The organism is Streptomyces chengmaiensis (genome assembly GCF_029846775.1).
Taxonomy (GTDB): Bacteria; Actinomycetota; Actinomycetes; order Streptomycetales; family Streptomycetaceae; genus Streptomyces; species Streptomyces chengmaiensis.
In genome coordinates this window covers 122,103-140,900 of record NZ_JARWBG010000015.1, presented here as the reverse complement: position 1 = coordinate 140,900, position 18,798 = coordinate 122,103, and the positions used below count along the sequence as shown (strand labels likewise).

Below are 18,798 nucleotides of genomic sequence, written 5' to 3'. Positions count from 1 at the left end.
TGGTTTGATTGTTTCATAGTGTTTCGGTGGTCATTGCGTTAGGGGAACGCCCGGTTACATTCCGAACCCGGAAGCTAAGCCTTTCAGCGCCGATGGTACTGCAGGGGGGACCCTGTGGGAGAGTAGGACGCCGCCGAACAATTATTGGGCCGTAGGCTCCTGGACTTGGTCCGGGGGCCTACGGCCTTTCTGCGTTGCAGGAGTTCCAGGCGTGGACGGCCGCACCCCACCGCAGGATGCCGACGAGGCTGCCGGTAAGGTCAGGGGGCATCGTAGGCACGTTCCCCACAGGAGGCCCCCGGGTGGAGGTCCAGGAGACTCGGGTCCAGACGGACCGGGTACTCACCATCCCCAACATCCTCAGCATGGCGAGACTCCTCGGCGTCCCGCTCTTCCTGTGGCTGATCCTCCGCCCCGAGTTCGGCGGGCCGAAGAGCGACGGCTGGGCGCTTCTGGTACTGGCGCTGAGCGGCGTCAGCGACTATCTCGACGGCAAGCTCGCCCGTCGCTGGAACCAGATCAGCAGCCTGGGACGCATCCTGGACCCCGCCGCGGACCGGCTGTACATCCTCTCCACCCTGGTCGGGCTCACCTGGCGGGAAATTCTTCCGCTCTGGCTCACCGTGGTTCTGCTGGCGAGGGAAGTGATGCTGCTGGTGATGGTGGGAATCCTCCGCCGCCATGGCTATCCGCCACCCCAGGTGAACTTCCTCGGCAAGGCGGCCACCTTCAACCTCATGTACGCCTTCCCCCTGCTCCTCCTCAGCGATGGGACGGGGTGGCTTTCGTCACTCGCCGCGATTTTCGGATGGGCGTTCGCCGGATGGGGTACAACTCTGTATTGGTGGGCAGGGATCCTCTACGTGGTCCAGGTCCGCCGACTCGTCAAGGCGGACGCAGTGGCCGATTGACCTCGTCGATGCTCGTGCCGTGCAGTGTCGCCGGCCGCGCATGACGCCAGAGGAGCTCCCCGGACGGGCGAAGTCGGCTAGACCGTCGTCTCTTCAAGGAGGACGCTTCCGACATGAAGGCCGTCGTGATGGCCGGAGGCGAAGGCACCCGACTTCGCCCGATGACCTCGAGCATGCCCAAGCCGCTCCTGCCGGTCGCCAACCGGCCGATCATGGAGCATGTGCTTCGGCTGCTCAAACGGCATGGTCTCAACGAGACCGTCGTCACCGTGCAGTTTCTCGCGTCGCTGGTCAAGAACTACTTCGGCGATGGCGAAGAGCTCGGAATGGAGCTCACCTACGCCAATGAGGAGAAGCCTCTCGGCACGGCAGGCAGTGTCAAGAATGCCGAGGAGGCACTGAAGGACGACACCTTCCTCGTCATTTCCGGCGATGCGCTCACCGACTTCGACCTCACCGACCTGATCTCCTTCCACAAGGAGAAGGGCGCCCTTGTCACGGTGTGTCTGACTCGTGTGCCGAATCCTCTGGAATTCGGCATCACCATCGTCGACGAAGAGGGAAAAGTCGAACGCTTCCTGGAGAAGCCGACCTGGGGTCAGGTCTTCTCCGACACCGTGAACACGGGCATCTACGTCATGGAGCCCGAGGTGTTCGACTACGTCGAGCCGGACGTTCCGGTGGACTGGTCGGGCGATGTCTTCCCCCAGCTCATGAAGGAAGGCAAGCCGATCTACGGTTATGTGGCCGAGGGCTACTGGGAGGACGTCGGAACCCACGAAAGCTACGTCAAGGCGCAGGCGGATGTCCTCGAAGGCAAGGTCGACGTGGAGATCGACGGATTCGAGATCTCCCCGGGCGTGTGGGTGGCGGAAGGGGCCGAAGTACACCCCGACGCCGTACTCCGCGGACCCCTCTACATCGGCGACTACGCCAAGGTGGAGGCGGATGTCGAGATCCGTGAGCACACGGTCGTGGGCTCCAACGTCGTCGTCAAGAGCGGTGCCTTCCTTCATAGGGCCGTTGTCCATGACAACGTGTATGTGGGGCAGCACAGCAATCTGCGCGGCTGTGTGATCGGCAAGAACACCGACCTGATGCGTGCCGCCCGCATCGAGGACGGCGCCGTCATCGGAGACGAGTGCCTCATCGGCGAAGAATCGATCGTGCAGGGCAATGTGCGGGTCTACCCGTTCAAGACCATCGAGGCCGGCGCCTTCGTCAACACGTCGGTCATCTGGGAGTCCAGAGGGCAGGCGCATCTCTTCGGAACCCGCGGCGTCTCCGGAATCCTCAATGTCGAGATCACTCCCGAGCTGGCGGTGCGGCTGGCCGGGGCATATGCCACGACGTTGAAGAAGGGGGCCACGGTCACCACGGCGCGCGACCACTCGCGTGGCGCACGGGCCCTCAAGCGAGCGGTGATCTCCGCACTGCAGGCCAGCGCCATCGACGTACGCGACCTGGAGAACGTCCCGCTGCCCGTGGCCCGACAGCAGACGGCCCGTGGCAGCGCCGGCGGCATCATGATCCGCACCTCGCCGGGTGTGCCCGACTCCGTGGACATCATGTTCTTCGACGAGCGCGGCGCGGATCTGTCGCAGGCCGGGCAGCGCAAGCTCGACCGCGTCTACGCCCGCCAGGAGTACCGACGGGCGTTCCCCGGCGAGATCGGCGATCTGCACTTCCCGTCGAGTGTCTTCGACTCGTACACGGGCTCCCTGCTGCGGAACGTGGACACTTCGGGTATCGCCGAGTCGGGGCTGAAGGTCGTCATCGACGCCTCCAACGGCAGCGCCGGACTCGTTCTGCCCAGCCTCTTGGGACGCCTCGGAGTGGACTCGCTGACGATCAATCCGGGCCTCGACGAGTCTCGGCCCACGGAGTCGGCCGAGACCCGGCGCTCCGGGCTGGTGCGGCTCGGTGAAATCGTCGCCTCGGCGCGAGCCGCCTTCGGGGTGCGCTTCGACCCCGTAGGCGAGCGGCTCTCCCTGGTCGACGAAGGGGGCAAGATCGTCGAGGACGACCGCGCACTTCTGGTGATGCTCGACCTGGTGGCCGCCGAGCGGCGCAGCGGGCGGGTCGCCCTGCCGGTGACCACCACCAGGATCGCCGAGCAGGTGGCCGCGTACCACGGCACTCAGGTGGAGTGGACGACCACGTCCCCCGACGATCTGACGCGTGTCGGACGGGAGGACAGCACCATCTTCGGCGGCGACGGCCGGGGCGGCTTCATCGTGCCGGAGTTCAGCAGCGTCTTCGACGGCGCCGCCGCCTTCGTCCGGCTGATCGGACTGGTCGCCCGCACGCAGCTCACCCTGAGCCAGATCGATGCGCGGATTCCGCGGGCCCATGTGCTCAAGCGGGACCTGGCGACCCCCTGGGCGGTGAAGGGGCTCGTGATGCGCCGGGTCGTCGAGGCGGCCGGAGACCGCCATGTGGACACGACAGACGGCGTGCGGGTGGTGGAGGCCGACGGACGGTGGGTGATGGTGCTCCCCGACCCAGCCGAAGCCGTCACCCATCTGTGGGCGGAGGGCCCCGACGACGCCTCGGCCCAGTCCCTGCTCGACGATTGGTCGGCGGTCGTCGACAGCGCAGGTCGCTAGGGACTTCCCGAGCGGTGAGGCCGGTACGCCGGAGGGGAGCGCGGGGCCGCTTCCGGCGTGCCGGAGGGGCCATTCGGCGGTAGCGGCTGCGACGTGCGACGATGTGCGGCATGCCGCAGCAGCCCCCCGTTCGGAGCACTGGCTCCGCGCCGCCCACGCGCCCCGATGCGTCGATGTCGCTGCTGACCAACGTCATGGAGCACAGCCTCGACGACGGGTACGCGGAGGCCGCGGCACGCCGGGACGCGGAAGGCGGCGGCCTGCCCCGCACCCTGCGGGCCAAGCTCGGCCTCGCCGCCGGGCTGGTGCTGGCCGCCGCCGTGGTCACGGTGGGCGCGGCCCAGGCGCGGATATCGGCCCCGGTCGTGGCGAAGGAGCGCGAGGAGCTCATCGACCGGGTGGAGGCCGAGACCGCGGCGGTCGACGATCTCGAGGCCGGCGTGGAGCGCCTCCGCGCCGAGGTGGAGGAGCGGCAGCGCAGGGCCCTCCGGACGCAGGGCGGAGAACAGGGGGAGTTGGTTTCGCTGCTGTCGGGCGCCACCGCGGTGGAGGGGCCGGGCGTGAAGCTGGTCGTCGACGATGCCGAGTCGTCCGACCAAGGAGGCAGCGGGCCGCGGGAGAGCAGCAGCTTCTCCGACACGGGCCGGGTGCGCGACCGCGATATGCAGCGGGTCGTGAACGGACTGTGGGAGTCCGGGGCCGAGGCCGTGGCGATCAACGGGCAGCGGCTGACGGCCCTGTCGGCGATCCGTGCCGCGGGCGACGCCATACTGGTCGACAACAGGCCGCTGGTGCCGCCGTACACGGTGCTCGCGGTAGGGGACGGGAAGAGGCTGCGCACCGCGTTCCAGAACAGCGCCGACGGGCAGTACCTCCAGGTCCTGGAGGAGAGCTTCGGCATCCGGTCCAAGATCTCCGACCAGGACAGGGTGAGCCTGCCGGCGGCGACCAGCCTGATCGTACGCACAGCAGAGCCGCAGTCCGCCGACGCCGGGAACAGCGATGGGCGGGCGGCGGACGAGACAGGGAAGGGCACATCGTGATCGCCGTACTGGGCCTCGTCGTGGGAGTCGTGGTCGGACTGTTCATCCGGCCCGAGGTGCCGGCGGTCGTCGAGCCCTATCTTCCGATCGCGGTCGTCGCCGCTCTCGACGCCGTCTTCGGCGGTCTGCGGGCCATGCTCGACGGAATCTTCGTGGACAAGGTCTTCGTCGTCTCGTTCCTGTCGAACGTGGTGGTGGCCGCCCTGATCGTGTTCCTCGGCGACAAACTGGGCGTGGGCGCCCAGCTGTCGACGGGCGTCGTCGTGGTGCTGGGCATCCGGATCTTCTCCAACGCGGCCGCCATCCGGCGGCATGTCTTCCGGGCGTGAGGCCGATGAACCGCGAGCAGCACGAGAGCCGGGACGGCGACCGGGACCGCCCGCTCGACGGGAACACCGGCAGCCCCCAGAACACCGGCCACACCCAGAACACCGGCCACACCCAGAACACCGGCCACACCCAGAACACCGGCCACACCCAGAACGCCGGAGAGAGCGGGGCCGCGGTGCGGCCGGCCCACGTCGATCTTTCGAAGGAGAACCCTGCGAAGGCCGACGAGGGGGGCGCCGGCCCGGAGAGGCCGCAGGAGCCCCCCATGCCCGCGCCTGAGCTCCCGGCCGGCCGGGACGAGGGCCAGCGGACGGGCCGGCAGCGGCTGCTGGAAGGGCTCTGGCCGCCGCGCGTCACCCGTGCCCAACTCACCGTCGCCGTCCTTCTGTTCGTCCTCGGGCTCGGCCTGGCCATCCAGGTGCGCTCCACCAGCGACAGCAGTGCGCTGCGCGGTGCGCGCCAGGAGGACCTGGTGCGCATCCTCGACGAGATCGACAACCGCAGTGAGCGGCTGGAAGACGAGAAGCAGCGGCTGGAGGACCAGCGCACCGAGCTGGAGAACAGCTCCGACCAGGCGGAAGAGGCGCGTCGGCAGACGCGGCAGAAGGAGCAGCAGCTGGCGATCCTGGCCGGCACCGTCGCCGCGCAGGGACCCGGCATCACGCTCACCATCGATGACCCCCTCGGCGCGGTCGAGCCCGACGCACTGCTGGACGCCATCCAGGAGTTGCGTGCTGCCGGTGCGGAGGCCATCCAGGTCAATGACGTCCGAGTGGCAGCTGATACGTATCTCTCCGGGCGCGGCGGCGCCATACAGGTGGACGGGAAGCCGGTCTCGGCCCCGTACGCCTTCAAGGTCATCGGCAAGCCGCAGGACCTGGAGCCTGCTCTGAACATCCCGGGCGGAGTGGTGCAGACCTTGGAGAAGGAGCAGGCCACCGCCACTGTGACACGGTCGGAGAAGATCGTTGTGGACGCCTTGCGACCCGAGAAGCGGCCTGACTACGCTCGGTCGTCGTCCCGGTGAGCCGGGGGCGCATGGGGGGCTCCGGAGCCGGGCAGGAGGTAGCAGGGGGTCGCCGCATCACACAAGTGGTGCGTGGTGGAAACTGTCGGGTGGATACGGACGTTGTGAGGGTGTCCGGGTCGGCAGGTGTGTTCGTCGGGAGTTCGTCCTGCCCCACGGGCGGGTCTATTTCGGTCAAGGGGAAACGCCCGTGAAGTTGTTTGGGAAGTTGTTCGGCAAGAGCGCCCGCGAAGAAGGCGGCAGCGCCAGGCATCGCGCACCGCGCCATGGCCAGACGGATGAGCAGGGCGGAGAGCGGCCGCTCTTCCGGGACGAGGTCAATGGGGGCGGTGACATTTCGGGCGGGCCGGGCGCGTCGTCTGTTGACCCTGCCGGTGCCGGACGCATAGGTTTCGGTGAACCGTCAAGCTCGGGTACGGGTGGAGAGTTCGCCGCCGACCCGTATGCGACCAATCCCCACGCGGCCGCGCCGCGGCAGGAGGACCCGTCCATGTCGGCTCTGCCGGTTTGCACCAGGTGCGGGCACCGCAATGCCGAGGCCAGCCGCTTCTGCTCCAACTGCGGCGCGCCGCTGCGCGGAGGCGTGCCGGCGGAGCGCGCCTCGGAGACGACGTCGACGATCTCCATCTCCGGCCTCGAGGCATACGACTCCGAGATGACCGGGCAGACGGCGCTGCCGTCCCTGTCGCCCGAGGCCCAGGCCGCCGTCGACGCCCTGCCTCCCGGCTCGGCGCTGCTGGTGGTGCGGCGCGGGCCGAACTCGGGCAGCCGCTTCCTGCTGGACAGCGAGCTGACCACCGCCGGGCGCCATCCGCAGAGCGACATCTTCCTCGACGACGTGACGGTGTCCCGGCGCCATGTCGAGTTCCGCAGGGATGCCGAGGGGCGCTTCAGCGTCGCGGATGTCGGCAGCCTCAACGGCACCTATGTCAATCGCGAGCGGATCGACTCCGTGCTTCTGTCGAACGGCGACGAGGTCCAGATCGGCAAGTACCGGCTGGTCTTCTACGGGAGCCAGCGGGGCGTGTAACCCGTCAAACCCGTCAGGGAAGGCACATGCTGCGAACACCCACGGGCGGCGCCGGGAACGGCGCCGCCGCCGGGTCCGACCGGCTGATGAGCATCGGCACGGTGCTCGGGCGGCTACGTGAGGAGTTCCCCGAGGTCACCATCTCCAAGATCCGGTTTCTGGAGGCGGAAGGGCTGGTGGAGCCGCAGCGCACACCGTCGGGGTACCGCAAGTTCACCCCGGAGGACGTGGAGCGGCTCGCGCAGGTGCTGCGTATGCAGCGTGATCACTATCTTCCTCTGAAGGTCATCCGCGAGCATCTCGAGGCGCAGAGCCGCGGCGAGGAGGTACGGCTGCCGGCACCGGCCGCGCCGCGCGAGCTGCTCGACGGGGAGGCCTGGCGGGCGGACGAGGCGGCACGGCCCACGGCCGCCCGGGTCGGCCGTGCCGAACTGCTCGCCGCCGCCGAGGTGAGCGACGAAGAGCTGGACGAATGGGTCTCGTACGGGCTGATCACCCCGGATGAGGACGGCGGCTGCGACGCCGGGTCGGTCACGGTGGCGCGGCTGATCGCGGATCTGGGCAGATTCGGACTGGAGCCGCGGCATCTTCGCGCCATGAAGGCCGCAGCGGACCGGGAGGCCGGACTGGTCGAACAAGTGGTCGCCCCGCTGCGGCGGCACCGGAATCCGCAGACCAGAGCGCATGCGGAGGCCACCGCCAGGGAGCTGGCGGCGCTGTCGGTGCGGCTCCATGCGGCCCTTGTCCAGAGCGCGCTCGGGGTAAGGCTTCACTGATCTTGTGAGGGCCCGACTATCCAAACCTGCCGAGCACGTCCTAGGGTTACTGTGTGAACGAGCTCGACGTTGTGGGTGTCCGGGTTGAAATGCCCTCGAACCAACCGATCGTGCTCCTGCGGGAAGTGGGAGGCGACCGGTACCTCCCCATCTGGATCGGACCAGGGGAGGCGACCGCCATCGCCTTCGCGCAGCAGGGGATGGCTCCTGCCCGGCCTCTGACGCACGACCTCTTCAAGGACGTGCTGGAGGCGGTGGGCCAGGAGCTCACCGAAGTGCGCATCACAGACCTCCGGGAAGGCGTCTTCTACGCGGAGCTGGTCTTCGCCAGCGGCGTCGAGGTGAGCGCGAGGCCGTCCGACGCCATAGCGCTGGCGCTGCGCACAGGGACGCCGATCTACGGCAGTGACGGCGTGCTGGACGATGCGGGGATCGCCATCCCCGACGAGCAGGAGGACGAGGTGGAGAAGTTCCGCGAGTTCCTCGACCAGATCTCGCCGGAGGACTTCGGCACCAACAGCCAGTGACCGCACCGGCCGCCGGTGACCCTGTCGGGAGTCCTGTACGGCAGGGCCTGTCGGGTGGCCGGAGGCGGATCTCGCGGGCCGTTGAGGCGCATACGTTTCGGGCCCGCCGCGCGACCGCGCATTCGGCCACGTATTCCCTGACTTGGGGTACGGAAAACCACTCTCAGGGTGATTATCACTCGGCGTGGCGAGTGTGGCGATCGTTGACGCACCCCTGGCGACTCCCTACCGTCGAGATGGCAGGTCAAGGACGGAGGTCGGCGTGAGAAGCAGCGGCGACGGTACGGCTGGGGGCGGCCCCGGACGCAGTCCGGGGGAGAGCGGGCCGTATCCGCTTCACGACGGCGCGACCGGCGCCGATGCCGTCGACCCCGCGACGGACACCATCGGCTATCGGGGTCCCACCGCGTGCGCCGCGGCGGGCATCACCTATCGGCAGCTGGACTACTGGGCCCGCACCGGACTGGTCGAGCCCAGCGTGCGGCCTGCGTACGGATCGGGCACCCAGCGCCTCTACAGCTTTCGCGACGTCGTCGTCCTGAAGATCGTCAAGCGTTTTCTGGACACCGGTGTCGGCCTGCAGAACATCAGGGCCGCGGTCCGGCATCTGCGTGATCGCGGCTTTCGCGACCTGGAGCGCATGACGCTGATGAGCGACGGGGCGACGGTGTACGAGTGCTCCTCACCCGACGAGGTCGTCGATCTGCTCCGGGGCGGCCAGGGCGTCTTCGGCATCGCCGTGGGCGTGGTGTGGAGGGACGTGGAGGCCGCGCTCTCCCAGCTCCACGGGGAGCGGGTCGACACGGGCGAGACGCTGGTCGGGCACAATCCGGCCGATGAGCTGGCCAGGCGCAGACGCGACCGGGCGGTCTGACGTCCGGCGGAGCCCCCTTGCGGACGCCGACGACGGCGTGGACGCCGTCGTCGGACGTTGTTGTCGTTGGTGTGACGTTGTTGTCAGTGGTGTAGGGCAGCATCGATGGTGTGAGAACCGCGCCGACGATTCTGCATCTGGACATGGATGCCTTCTACGCCTCGGCCGAGCAGGCGGCGAAGCCGAGTCTGCGCGGCAAGCCGGTGGTGGTGGGAGGACTCGGTCCGCGGGGGGTCGTCGCCACCGCCTCCTACGAGGCGCGACGCTTCGGCGTGCACTCGGCGATGCCGATGGCCCAGGCCAGGCGGCTCGCGCCGAACGCCGCGTATCTGGTGCCCCGCTTCTCCCTGTACCGCGCGGTCAGCGAACAGGTGATGGAGTTGCTGGCGACGCTGTCGCCACTGGTGGAGCCGCTGAGTCTGGACGAGGCGTTCGTTGACCTCGAAGCCGGCGGCAGCGCGGACGACAGCGCGTCGGCGCAGGCGGCGGGGGAGCGGCTGCGCGCTGATATCCGCCGGGTCACCGGGCTGACCGGCTCGGTCGGTCTGGCCGGCTCCAAGATGCTGGCGAAGATCGCTTCCGAGCAGGCGAAACCGGACGGCCTGCTGCTCATCGAACCGGGCACGGAGCGGGAGCTGCTCGGGCCCCTGTCCGTGCGGACGCTGCCGGGGGTCGGGCCCGCGACGGGCGAGCATCTGCGGCGCGCCGGAATGACGACGGTCGCGGATCTGGCGGAGGCCGGCGAGGACGAACTGGTGCGCCTGGTGGGCAAGGCGCACGGGACCGCGCTGCACCATATGGCGCTGGGGCACGACGACCGGCCCGTGGTGGCGGAGCGCGATGCGAAGTCGGTGTCGGTCGAGGACACGTTCGATGTGGACCTGCACGACCGGGTGCGGGTGCGCGGCGAGGTGGAGCGGCTCGCGGAGCGGTGCGTGCACCGGCTCCGGGCCGCCGGGCGGTCCGGGCGGACCGTTGTGCTGAAAGTCCGCAGATTCGATTTTTCGACGCTCACCCGCTCAGAGACGCTGCGCGGGCCGACGGACGACCCGGCGGTGGTGCGGGAGGCCGCCGCGCGGCTGCTGGAGTCCGTGGACACGACCGGGGGCGTGCGGCTGCTGGGTGTGGGCGTCAGCGGCCTGGCCGACTACACCCAGGAGGACCTCTTCGCCCAGGCGGCGGCCGGGGAACACGAGGGAGAAGCGGGAGCTGCAGGACCGGGCGTGGCGGAGGCGTCTGCGGCCCCGCAGGGGCGAAACGAGGCCGCGGAGCCGAAGCCCGAGCCGGAGCCGCCTGCCGAGCGGCGCTGGCTGGCAGGGCATGACGTGCGCCATGCGCGTTACGGGGCGGGGTGGGTGCAGGGCAGCGGCCTCGGGCGGGTGACCGTGCGCTTCGAGGAGCCGTGGTCGCAGCCCGGGCGGGTGCGGACGTTCGCGGTCGACGACCCCGAGCTGACGCCGGCGGAGCCGCTTCCGCTGCTCCGGCCGTCCTCACCGGAGCCGGGCACGCCCCCGAGGGACGGTCTGCCCGGGCAGCCGGGCGCCGGGTGCGGCGCGAAGACCCCTTGTCAGTCGTCCTGACCCGCCACGCGGCCGAAGGAGCGGTCGCCCGAGGGCGGCGGCTGTGGAGGGCCCGCGAGGTGGAGGCCGTAGTGGTGGTAGAGCTGGAGCTCCTGCTCGGGGGAGAGGTGGCGGCCGACGCCGAAATCCGGGGCGTCCTTGATCAGGGAGCGTTCATAGGGGACGTGCAGGCTGTCGCCGACCACCTCGCTCGGCTCCAGCGGGACGAACGCGTCGCGGCTGAACAGACCCGTGCGCACGGCGGCCCACTCGGGCTCGCCCGTCGCATCGTCCAGATACACCTCGTCCACTGTCCCGATCTTGGCGCCGTCGCGGTCGTACGCCTTGCGCCCGATCAGGCTGCGCGGATCGATATCGGTCTGCACGGTCCCTCCAACAGGTCGCAACTGCTCGCTACCACTACACAACGGCAAATTCGGGGTGTCGGCCACTTGAGCGATCGGCGAGGGACCGCGCTGGTACGCTGGCAAGCGGCTGCTGACCCCGCGCGGGAGAGTCCGCCGGTGAAACCGCCGGCGGCGCCGAAGGAGCAAATCCTCCCCGGAATCTCTCAGGCAACCGGTACCGCGCGGACGAGGTCACTCTGGAAAGAAGGGCGGACGTCGGACGGCATCCGCTCTCACCGACGGTGAAAGCCGGTGCGCCCGGACACGGGCGAGCCGGTGAAGCTCTCAGGTTGAGATGACAGAGGGGGAGGGCCGTCCGGGCATCCGTGCCGCGATGCCCCTCGCAGGTCGTGTCAGACCAGGAGGCCTCCTTCATGACCGCCAACCGGATTCCGCTCTCCCAGCTGGAGCGCGGCACCCCCTTCGAGCAGCGCCACATCGGACCCGACGCCGAGGCCCAGGCCAAGATGCTGGCCCAGGTCGGCTATGGCTCCCTCGACGAGCTGACCGCCGCCGCCGTGCCCGACGTCATCAAGAGCGCGGAGGCGCTGAACCTCCCAGGCGCCCGCACCGAGGCCGAGGTGCTGGCCGAGCTGCGCGCCCTCGCGGACCGGAACAAGGTCCTTACGCCCATGATCGGCCTGGGCTACTACGGCACCTTCACCCCGCCGGTGATCCTGCGCAACGTCATGGAGAACCCGGCCTGGTACACCGCGTACACCCCGTACCAGCCGGAGATCTCGCAGGGCCGCCTCGAGGCGCTGCTGAACTTCCAGACGATGGTCGCCGATCTGACCGGCCTGCCCACCTCCGGCGCGTCGCTGCTCGACGAGGGCACCGCTGCCGCCGAGGCGATGTCGCTCGCCCGCCGCGTCGGAAAGGTCAAGGACGGCGTCTTCCTGGTCGACGCGGACACCCTGCCGCAGACCCTCGCGGTCCTGAAGACCCGCGCCGAACCGACCGGCGTAGAGATCGTCGCCGCCGATCTGAGCAACGGCATCCCGGCCGGGATCGCCGAGCGCGGCGTCTTCGGCGTGCTGCTCCAGTACCCGGGCGCCTCCGGCGCGGTCCGCGATCTGCGGCCGGTGATCGCTCAGGCCCGGGAACTCGGCGCGATCGTCACCGTCGCCGCCGACCTGCTGGCGCTGACGCTGCTCACCTCGCCCGGCGAACTGGGCGCGGACATCGCGGTCGGCACCACCCAGCGCTTCGGCGTCCCCATGGGCTTCGGCGGCCCACACGCCGGCTACATGGCCGTCCGGGAGAAGTTCGCCCGCAGCCTGCCCGGACGCCTCGTCGGCGTCTCCGTGGACGCGGACGGCGACAAGGCCTACCGGCTGGCGCTGCAGACCCGCGAGCAGCACATCCGCCGAGAGAAGGCCACCAGCAACATCTGCACCGCCCAGGTGCTGCTCGCCGTGATGGCCGGCATGTACGCGGTCTACCACGGCCCCGAGGGCCTGCGGACCATCGCCCGGCGCACCCACCGGTACGCCGCCCTCCTCGCCGAAGGCCTGACGGCAGGCGGCGTCGAGGTCGTCCACGGCGAGTTCTTCGACACCCTCACCGCCAGGGTCCCCGGCCGCGCCGCCGAGGTCGCCGCCGCCGCCCGCGAGGCGGGCGTCAACCTCCGCCTCGTCGACGCCGACCAGGTCTCCCTGGCCTGCGACGAGACCACCCGCCGCGCCCACCTCGACGCCGTCTGGTCCGCCTTCGGCGTGGCAGCCGACGTGGAGGCGCTGGACGCCACGGCCGGGGACCGGCTGCCGGCCGCCCTGCTGCGCGGTGACGAGTACCTCACCCACCCCGTCTTCCACGAGCACCGCTCCGAGACCGCGATGCTGCGCTATCTGCGCCGGCTCGCCGACCGCGACTACGCGCTGGACCGCGGCATGATCCCGCTCGGCTCCTGCACCATGAAGCTGAACGCGACGGCCGAGATGGAACCGGTGACCTGGCCGGAGTTCGGCCAGATGCACCCCTTCGCCCCCGTCGAGCAGGCCCAGGGCTACCTCACGCTCATCCACGAGCTGGAGGAACGTCTCAGCGAGGTCACCGGCTACGACAAGGTGTCCATCCAGCCCAACGCCGGCTCCCAGGGCGAGCTGGCCGGACTCCTCGCCGTACGCGCCTACCACCGGGCAGGCGGCGACGAGCAGCGCACCATCTGCCTCATCCCGTCCTCCGCGCACGGCACCAACGCGGCGAGCGCCGTGATGGCCGGCATGAAGGTCGTCGTCGTGAAGACCGCCGACGACGGCGAGATCGACGTCGCGGACCTGCGCGCCAAGATCGAGCAGTACCGCGACGAGCTGGCCGTGCTGATGATCACGTACCCGTCCACGCACGGCGTGTTCGAGGAGCACGTCGCCGACATCTGCGCCCGGGTGCACGAGGCCGGCGGCCAGGTGTACGTCGACGGCGCCAACCTCAACGCGCTGGTCGGGCTGGCCAAGCCGGGCAAGTTCGGCGGCGACGTCTCCCATCTGAATCTGCACAAGACCTTCTGCATTCCGCACGGCGGCGGCGGGCCGGGCGTCGGCCCCGTCGGTGTGCGCGCCCACCTCGCCCCGTACCTGCCCAACCATCCGCTGCAGCCGACGGCCGGCCCGGAGACGGGCGTCGGCCCGATCTCGGCTGCCCCGTGGGGCTCGGCGGGCATCCTGCCGATCTCCTGGGCGTACGTCCGGCTGATGGGCGGGGAAGGCCTCAAGCGCGCCACCCAGGTGGCGGTGCTCGCGGCCAACTACATCGCCAAGCGCCTCGAGCCGCACTACCCGGTGCTCTACACCGGTCCCGCCGGACTGGTCGCCCACGAGTGCATCGTCGACCTGCGGCCGATTTCCAAGGCGACCGGCGTCAGCGTCGACGACATCGCCAAGCGGCTGATCGACTACGGCTTCCACGCGCCGACGATGTCGTTCCCGGTCGCCGGGACGTTGATGATCGAGCCGACCGAGAGCGAGGACCTGGGCGAACTCGACCGCTTCATCGACACGATGATCGCGATCCGCGGAGAGGTCGAGAAGGTCGCCGGCGGCCAGTGGCCCGCCGAGGACAACCCGCTGCGCAACGCCCCGCACACGGCGGCCGCTCTGGGCGGTGCGTGGGAGCACCCGTACAGCCGCGAGGAAGCGGTCTTCCCGGCCGGGGTGAGCGCCGCGGACAANGCGAGGAAGCGGTCTTCCCGGCCGGGGTGAGCGCCGCGGACAAGTACTGGCCGCCGGTGCGCAGGATCGACGGCGCGTTCGGCGACCGCAACCTGGTCTGCTCCTGCCCCCCGCTGGAGGAGTACGACGGCTGACGCGGCGCGCACGCGGCAGTCGCAGCCCGTACGGCGGGGCCGGCCCGGAGAACTGAACTCTCCGGGCCGGCCCCGCCGGTCTTCCGCCCGCCTTCGACGGCGGTCCGCTCAGGCGGCCGTCATCACCGTGCCCGCCGCCAGCGGCCGGTGCGGTGCGATGATCTGCCCGTCCGGCAGCAGTTCACCGGTGTCCTCGAACAGCAGCACGCCGTTGCACAACAGGCTCCACCCCTGCTCCGGGTGGTGTGCGACGAGTCGTGCCGCCTCGCGGTCGGCGGAGTCGGCTGACGGACAGGGCGGTTGGTGCTGGCACATGGCGGGGATCTTTCGCTGCGGTGTGATGTCTGTGCTGCGGATCTCGGAGCTGTTCATGCCGTCCCCCGTGTGTGTGTCGGTCTGCTCCCAGTGTTGCCCCACGGGCGTCAATCCGCAGGGATTTCGCGACAGCGCTTCCTACTGCATAGGGACGTGTCACCCGCGCGGACGGTTCAGTTCAACTGCACTGTCCTTTCGGATGGTTCGCAGTGGCCGGTACGGGCTAGTCATTCGCCGTCCCGCAGCGGCGGGTCACGGGCCAGTCGCGCGCCCCGCGGCCGCTCGGGCCGCGGGGCGCACAAGGAGGCGGTCAGGCGGTCTGGCCGAGCAGCGGCCCCGGGGTGAGCCGGAGCGTCATCACCGGCAGCAGATCCGCCACTCGGCGGGGCCGGTGAGCCGCGATGCCCGGCGGGGCCGGGGCGAGCGGCACCAGGACGTCCGTGGGCGCGGGCACTCCTGCCGAGGCGTCGGCTTCCGTGTCCCGGTGGAGCCACAGGGTGAGCATGTACAGCTCCGGCACGGACAGCAGCCGCGGCTGGAAGGACGTCCCCATGGACCCGGCCATGGATTCGGCCTGCTGCAGGGCGCGCTCGGTGGAGCCGAGGTAGGGCCCTTCGAAGAAGTGGGAGAACACCCAGCCGTCGGGCGTCAGCATGGTCTCCGCGGCGGCCACGGCGCGTCCGCCGCCGCGGATGAGGAAACGCCATCCGGCGAGGCGGGTGCAGGGGGTGCGCCCGGCCGGGGTGATCTGGTCCAGGACGTGTACGGGAAGGGGGAGTTCGGGCGTCAGCGGCCCTTGGGCGGACCGTAGGGCGGGAGTGCGGTCCTCGCGGACGGCGGTTGGGGAGCCGAGTGCCGCGAGGACGCTGCGCAGGGCGGGGGCGGGGGCCGGGGGGATGTGCAGCGGCATGGTGGGTCGCCTCTCACGTCGGAGACACGGTGGAGCGGGGGGCACGTTCGGACGGCGCTGTCGGAGTGCGGGGTCAGAGGGGGCCGGAAAGAGCCATCGGGCCCTCGGCGGGACGCCAACTCTCTGCCTCGTTCGCGAAGTTTATACGACACGTGTTCACAGGGTGTTTCGGCTAGCGCCTGCGCATATTGCGGGCAAGGCGGAATCCGGCCTGCAGAATGTGCTGTTTCTGTGGATTCTGAGAAGGCATCTGCACGGTGGCCTGCAAAGTACTCTCCGGCGTGGTAGGCCGAAATCAACCGGCGCAATTCACTTGGCATCCGGCGTCGATATGTGCACTTCCTGCCATGCCACTGGAATGTGCCCTCTGATCCCTTCTTCCAGCCTACCGTCCGCCGGCCTTCCGCGGGGCGTTATCGATCAGTCAGTCTGGGCATTATCGTCCGTGACGCGAGCGGCCTGTGCCGCGTGGCTGCCCACTCGGGGAGGGACGCTTCGATGGGTGAGAAGGTCGAGGGATGCGACCTGCACGATCGGCATATGTACCGGCGGAAGCTGCATGACTGCCTCGAGGGGCTCGGCAGACTGCTGGCCCAGAAGAGGTTCGACCGCCCCCGGAATCTCATGGGACTCGAGATCGAGCTGAATCTGGCGGGGCCCGACGGCATGCCGAGGATGATGAATGCCCAAGTGCTGGAGCGCATCGCAAGCCAGGATTTCCAGACCGAGCTGGGGATGTTCAATCTCGAAGTGAACATCGTGCCCCACCGGCTCGTGGGACGCGTTCTCGACCAGCTTGCCGAGGAGTTGCGCACAGGTCTTGGATACGCCCACCGCAAGGCCGTGGAACTCGGCGCGGGAATTGTGATGATCGGCATTCTGCCCACCCTCGCCCAGCACGATCTCGTGTCCGCGAACCTCTCGGAATCCGACCGGTACACACTGCTCAACGATCAGATCGTCACCGCGCGCGGTGAGGACTTCGCGCTCGACATCGCCGGAGTCGAGCGGCTGAGCTGTACCGCGACGTCGATCGCCCCCGAAGCCGCCTGCACCTCCGTACAGCTCCACCTCCAGGTCACGCCGACGCGTTTCCCGGATGTGTGGAACGCGGCCCAGGCGGTGGCCGCCGTGCAGATAGCGATGGGGGCCAACTCGCCCTTTCTGTTCGGCCGGGAGCTGTGGCGCGAGTCCCGCCCGCCGCTGTTCCTGCAGGCGACCGACACCCGTCCGCCCGAACTCCAGGCCCAGGGTGTGCGCCCCAGGACCTGGTTCGGCGAGCGCTGGGTGACATCCCCGTACGAGCTGTTCGAGGAGAATCTGCGCTACTTCCCCGCACTCCTGCCGATCTGCGACGAGGAGGAGCCGCTGCGGGTCATCGAGGCGGGAGGCGTGCCGAAGCTGCATGAACTCGCCCTGCACAACGGCACCGTCTACCGCTGGAACCGTCCGGTGTACGGAGTGGTCGACGGAGTCCCCCATCTGCGGGTCGAGAACCGGGTGCTGCCCGCGGGGCCCACGGTCACCGACGTCATCGCCAACGCGGCCTTCTACTACGGCCTGGTGCGCGCCCTCGCCGACGAGTCGCGGCCGGTGTGGCACCGGCTGCCCTTCGCCGCCGCGGCCGAGAACTTCGATCTCGCATGCCGGCACGGCATCGACGCGGAGCTGCGCTGGCCGCGTCCCGGCCGGGGCGGAGGCGTCACCACGGTGCCCGCCGTCAAGCTCGTACGCGACGAGCTGCTGCCGCTCGCGGCCGCGGGCCTCGACGCCTGGAACGTCGAGTCCGCCGACCGCGATCTGTATCTGGGCGTCATAGAGGAGCGCTGCCGACGGCGGATCAACGGGGCGTCCTGGCAGACGGAGTGCTACTACCGCGCGCTCGAGGCCGGGCTTGAACGGGAGGCCGCGCTGGCGGCCGTGACCCGGCGCTACTGCGCGCTGGCACAGGAGGGGGAGCCCGTGCACTCCTGGCCCGCCGGTCCGCCGTAGGCCGTTCCCGGGGGCGTAATCCCGCCCCGCCCCCTCCCGCAAGCCGGGGGCAGGCGCTCGTATACCCCCACACCCCGGGTACGGCCTTGGGCCGTGTCGCAGACCTCCCCCGGGCTTTGCCCGGGAGGTGTCCCCAGACGGGCTGGGATGCGATGCAGCCGGATTCCAGCCCCGCGGGCGCGGGTTCCGGGGCGGAGCCCCGGTCACGGGAAGGGGCGGGCCGGGGGAGAAGACCCCGGCCGCGGATTCGCCGCACCCGGCGGAGTGGTCCGCGCCGCCGTCGGGCAAGCTGTGACCTCACGGGGAACCGGTACGGGACTACCCTACGGAGGCACGTGTGCGGCTGAGAGCGGCGGGACGGGTGGCTGAGACTTCTCTTCACGACGGCGTCCGTCGACGGATCCTGACGCAGGAGACCATCCTGGTGCTGGCGCTCTCGCTGGGCGCGAGCGCGGTGTCGGCGCTGATCAGCTTTATCGGTTCGGTGACCCGGCCAGGCGGGCTCAAGGACCAGGCCGCCACGCTCAACACCTCGTACGCGCCCGGCCGGCCGTGGCTCGACCTGGCCTGGCAGCTCTTCGGCATCGCGACCGCCCTGGTGCCGGTGGCGCTCGTGGCCCATCTGCTGCTGCGCGAAGGGGCCGGGATGCGCGCCATCGGCTTCGACTTCGCGCGGCCCTTCTCCGATCTCGGGCGGGGCGTCCTGATCGCCGCGGGCATCGGCAGCACCGGGCTCGCCCTCTACCTGGGTGCCCGCGCGGGCGGCTTCAATCTGACGGTCGTGCCGGAGAACCTGCCCGACGTGTGGTGGAAGTTTCCCGTCCTGATCGCCTCGGCGCTGCAGAACTCCATCGTGGAGGAAGTCATCGTCGTCGGCTATCTGCTGCGCCGGCTGGACCAGTTGGGGTGGTCGCCGTGGGCCGCGCTGGCCGCGAGCTCGGTTCTGCGCGGTTCGTACCACCTGTACCAGGGGATCGGCGGCTTCCTCGGCAATATGGCCATGGGTGTGGTGTTCGTGCTGCTGTATCGGCGTTGGGGGCGGGTCGGGCCGCTGGTCGTCGCCCATGCGCTGCTCGACATCGTGGCGTTCGTGGGGTACGCGCTCCTGGCGGGCGAGGTGAGCTGGCTGCCGACCGCCTGACGCGGTGCGGGAACCCCGTGGGCGTACGGCATTGAGGCCGTAC

General features: G+C 69.9%; 15 protein-coding genes, 1 rRNA gene, 1 pseudogene and 1 riboswitch. Of the genes and pseudogenes, 14 read left to right on the top strand and 3 right to left on the bottom strand.

All coding sequences use genetic code 11. The annotated features are described in order from the left end of the window. The first annotated feature begins 22 nt into the window (after nt 1-22). The 11 genes from rrf (at nt 23) to QCN29_RS15515 (ending at nt 10,707) form a co-directional block, all read left to right on the top strand. Nucleotides 23-139, top strand: a 5S ribosomal RNA gene (gene rrf / locus QCN29_RS15565). 163 nt (nt 140-302) lie between these two features. Further along, complete coding sequence (locus tag QCN29_RS15560; protein WP_267246324.1) at nt 303-911, top strand: CDP-alcohol phosphatidyltransferase family protein; 609 nt, start codon at nt 303-305, stop codon at nt 909-911. Nucleotides 912-1,024: 113 nt separating this feature from the next. Further along, nucleotides 1,025-3,520 (top strand): mannose-1-phosphate guanyltransferase, encoded by a 2,496-nt coding sequence (locus QCN29_RS15555; protein ID WP_279928621.1) that lies wholly within the window; start codon nt 1,025-1,027, stop codon nt 3,518-3,520. Nucleotides 3,521-3,630: 110 nt separating this feature from the next. Then, nucleotides 3,631-4,563 (top strand): DUF881 domain-containing protein, encoded by a 933-nt coding sequence (locus QCN29_RS15550; protein ID WP_279928620.1) that lies wholly within the window; start codon nt 3,631-3,633, stop codon nt 4,561-4,563. Next, complete coding sequence (locus QCN29_RS15545) at nt 4,560-4,892, top strand: small basic family protein (protein ID WP_064068997.1); 333 nt, start codon at nt 4,560-4,562, stop codon at nt 4,890-4,892. The genes QCN29_RS15550 and QCN29_RS15545 overlap by 4 nt, the downstream gene beginning before the upstream one ends. Nucleotides 4,893-5,158: 266 nt before the next feature. Next, nucleotides 5,159-5,920, top strand: coding sequence for a DUF881 domain-containing protein (locus QCN29_RS15540; RefSeq protein ID WP_279928631.1), 762 nt, complete (start codon nt 5,159-5,161; stop codon nt 5,918-5,920). Between the two features lie 82 nt (nt 5,921-6,002). After that, a complete protein-coding gene (locus QCN29_RS15535; RefSeq protein WP_240136371.1) occupies nt 6,003-6,950 on the top strand; it encodes an FHA domain-containing protein in 948 nt (315 codons plus the stop codon). Between the two features lie 26 nt (nt 6,951-6,976). Then, nucleotides 6,977-7,726: a transcriptional regulator FtsR gene (gene ftsR, locus QCN29_RS15530; RefSeq protein WP_279928617.1), complete on the top strand. Its 750-nt coding sequence runs from the start codon at nt 6,977-6,979 to the stop codon at nt 7,724-7,726. Nucleotides 7,727-7,779: 53 nt separating this feature from the next. Next, complete coding sequence (locus QCN29_RS15525) at nt 7,780-8,253, top strand: bifunctional nuclease family protein (RefSeq protein ID WP_006123076.1); 474 nt, start codon at nt 7,780-7,782, stop codon at nt 8,251-8,253. A 262-nt stretch (nt 8,254-8,515) separates the two neighbouring features. Then, nucleotides 8,516-9,127: a MerR family transcriptional regulator gene (locus QCN29_RS15520; RefSeq protein WP_279928615.1), complete on the top strand. Its 612-nt coding sequence runs from the start codon at nt 8,516-8,518 to the stop codon at nt 9,125-9,127. A 110-nt stretch (nt 9,128-9,237) separates the two neighbouring features. Next, nucleotides 9,238-10,707 carry a DNA polymerase IV gene (locus QCN29_RS15515; protein ID WP_279928613.1) on the top strand — a complete coding sequence of 490 codons (1,470 nt, stop codon included), beginning with the start codon at nt 9,238-9,240 and terminating at the stop codon, nt 10,705-10,707. On the opposite strand, the gene QCN29_RS15510 is transcribed toward QCN29_RS15515, so the two are convergent. Further along, nucleotides 10,695-11,072, bottom strand: a complete 378-nt coding sequence (locus QCN29_RS15510; RefSeq protein ID WP_279928612.1) for a PRC-barrel domain-containing protein — start codon at nt 11,070-11,072, stop codon at nt 10,695-10,697. The genes QCN29_RS15515 and QCN29_RS15510 overlap by 13 nt on opposite strands. 113 nt (nt 11,073-11,185) lie before the next feature. Further along, nucleotides 11,186-11,284, top strand: a riboswitch (glycine riboswitch). A 183-nt stretch (nt 11,285-11,467) separates the two neighbouring features. Between QCN29_RS15510 and gcvP the strand changes: the two are divergent. Further along, a pseudogene (gcvP, locus tag QCN29_RS15505) lies at nt 11,468-14,397 on the top strand (aminomethyl-transferring glycine dehydrogenase). A gap of 108 nt (nt 14,398-14,505) precedes the next feature. Here the strand turns inward: gcvP and QCN29_RS15500 are convergent. Both QCN29_RS15500 and QCN29_RS15495 read right to left on the bottom strand, forming a co-directional pair. Further along, nucleotides 14,506-14,712, bottom strand: a complete 207-nt coding sequence (locus QCN29_RS15500) for a DUF5999 family protein (protein ID WP_279928628.1) — start codon at nt 14,710-14,712, stop codon at nt 14,506-14,508. A gap of 310 nt (nt 14,713-15,022) precedes the next feature. Then, a complete protein-coding gene (locus QCN29_RS15495) occupies nt 15,023-15,622 on the bottom strand; it encodes a hypothetical protein (RefSeq protein ID WP_279928610.1) in 600 nt (199 codons plus the stop codon). 498 nt (nt 15,623-16,120) lie between these two features. On the opposite strand from QCN29_RS15495, the gene QCN29_RS15490 reads away from it, so the two are divergent. Both QCN29_RS15490 and QCN29_RS15485 read left to right on the top strand, forming a co-directional pair. Continuing rightward, nucleotides 16,121-17,614 carry a glutamate--cysteine ligase gene (locus QCN29_RS15490; RefSeq protein WP_279928609.1) on the top strand — a complete coding sequence of 498 codons (1,494 nt, stop codon included), beginning with the start codon at nt 16,121-16,123 and terminating at the stop codon, nt 17,612-17,614. A 361-nt stretch (nt 17,615-17,975) separates the two neighbouring features. Then, nucleotides 17,976-18,755 (top strand): CPBP family intramembrane glutamic endopeptidase, encoded by a 780-nt coding sequence (locus QCN29_RS15485; protein WP_240136222.1) that lies wholly within the window; start codon nt 17,976-17,978, stop codon nt 18,753-18,755. The last annotated feature ends 43 nt before the right edge of the window (nt 18,756-18,798 follow it).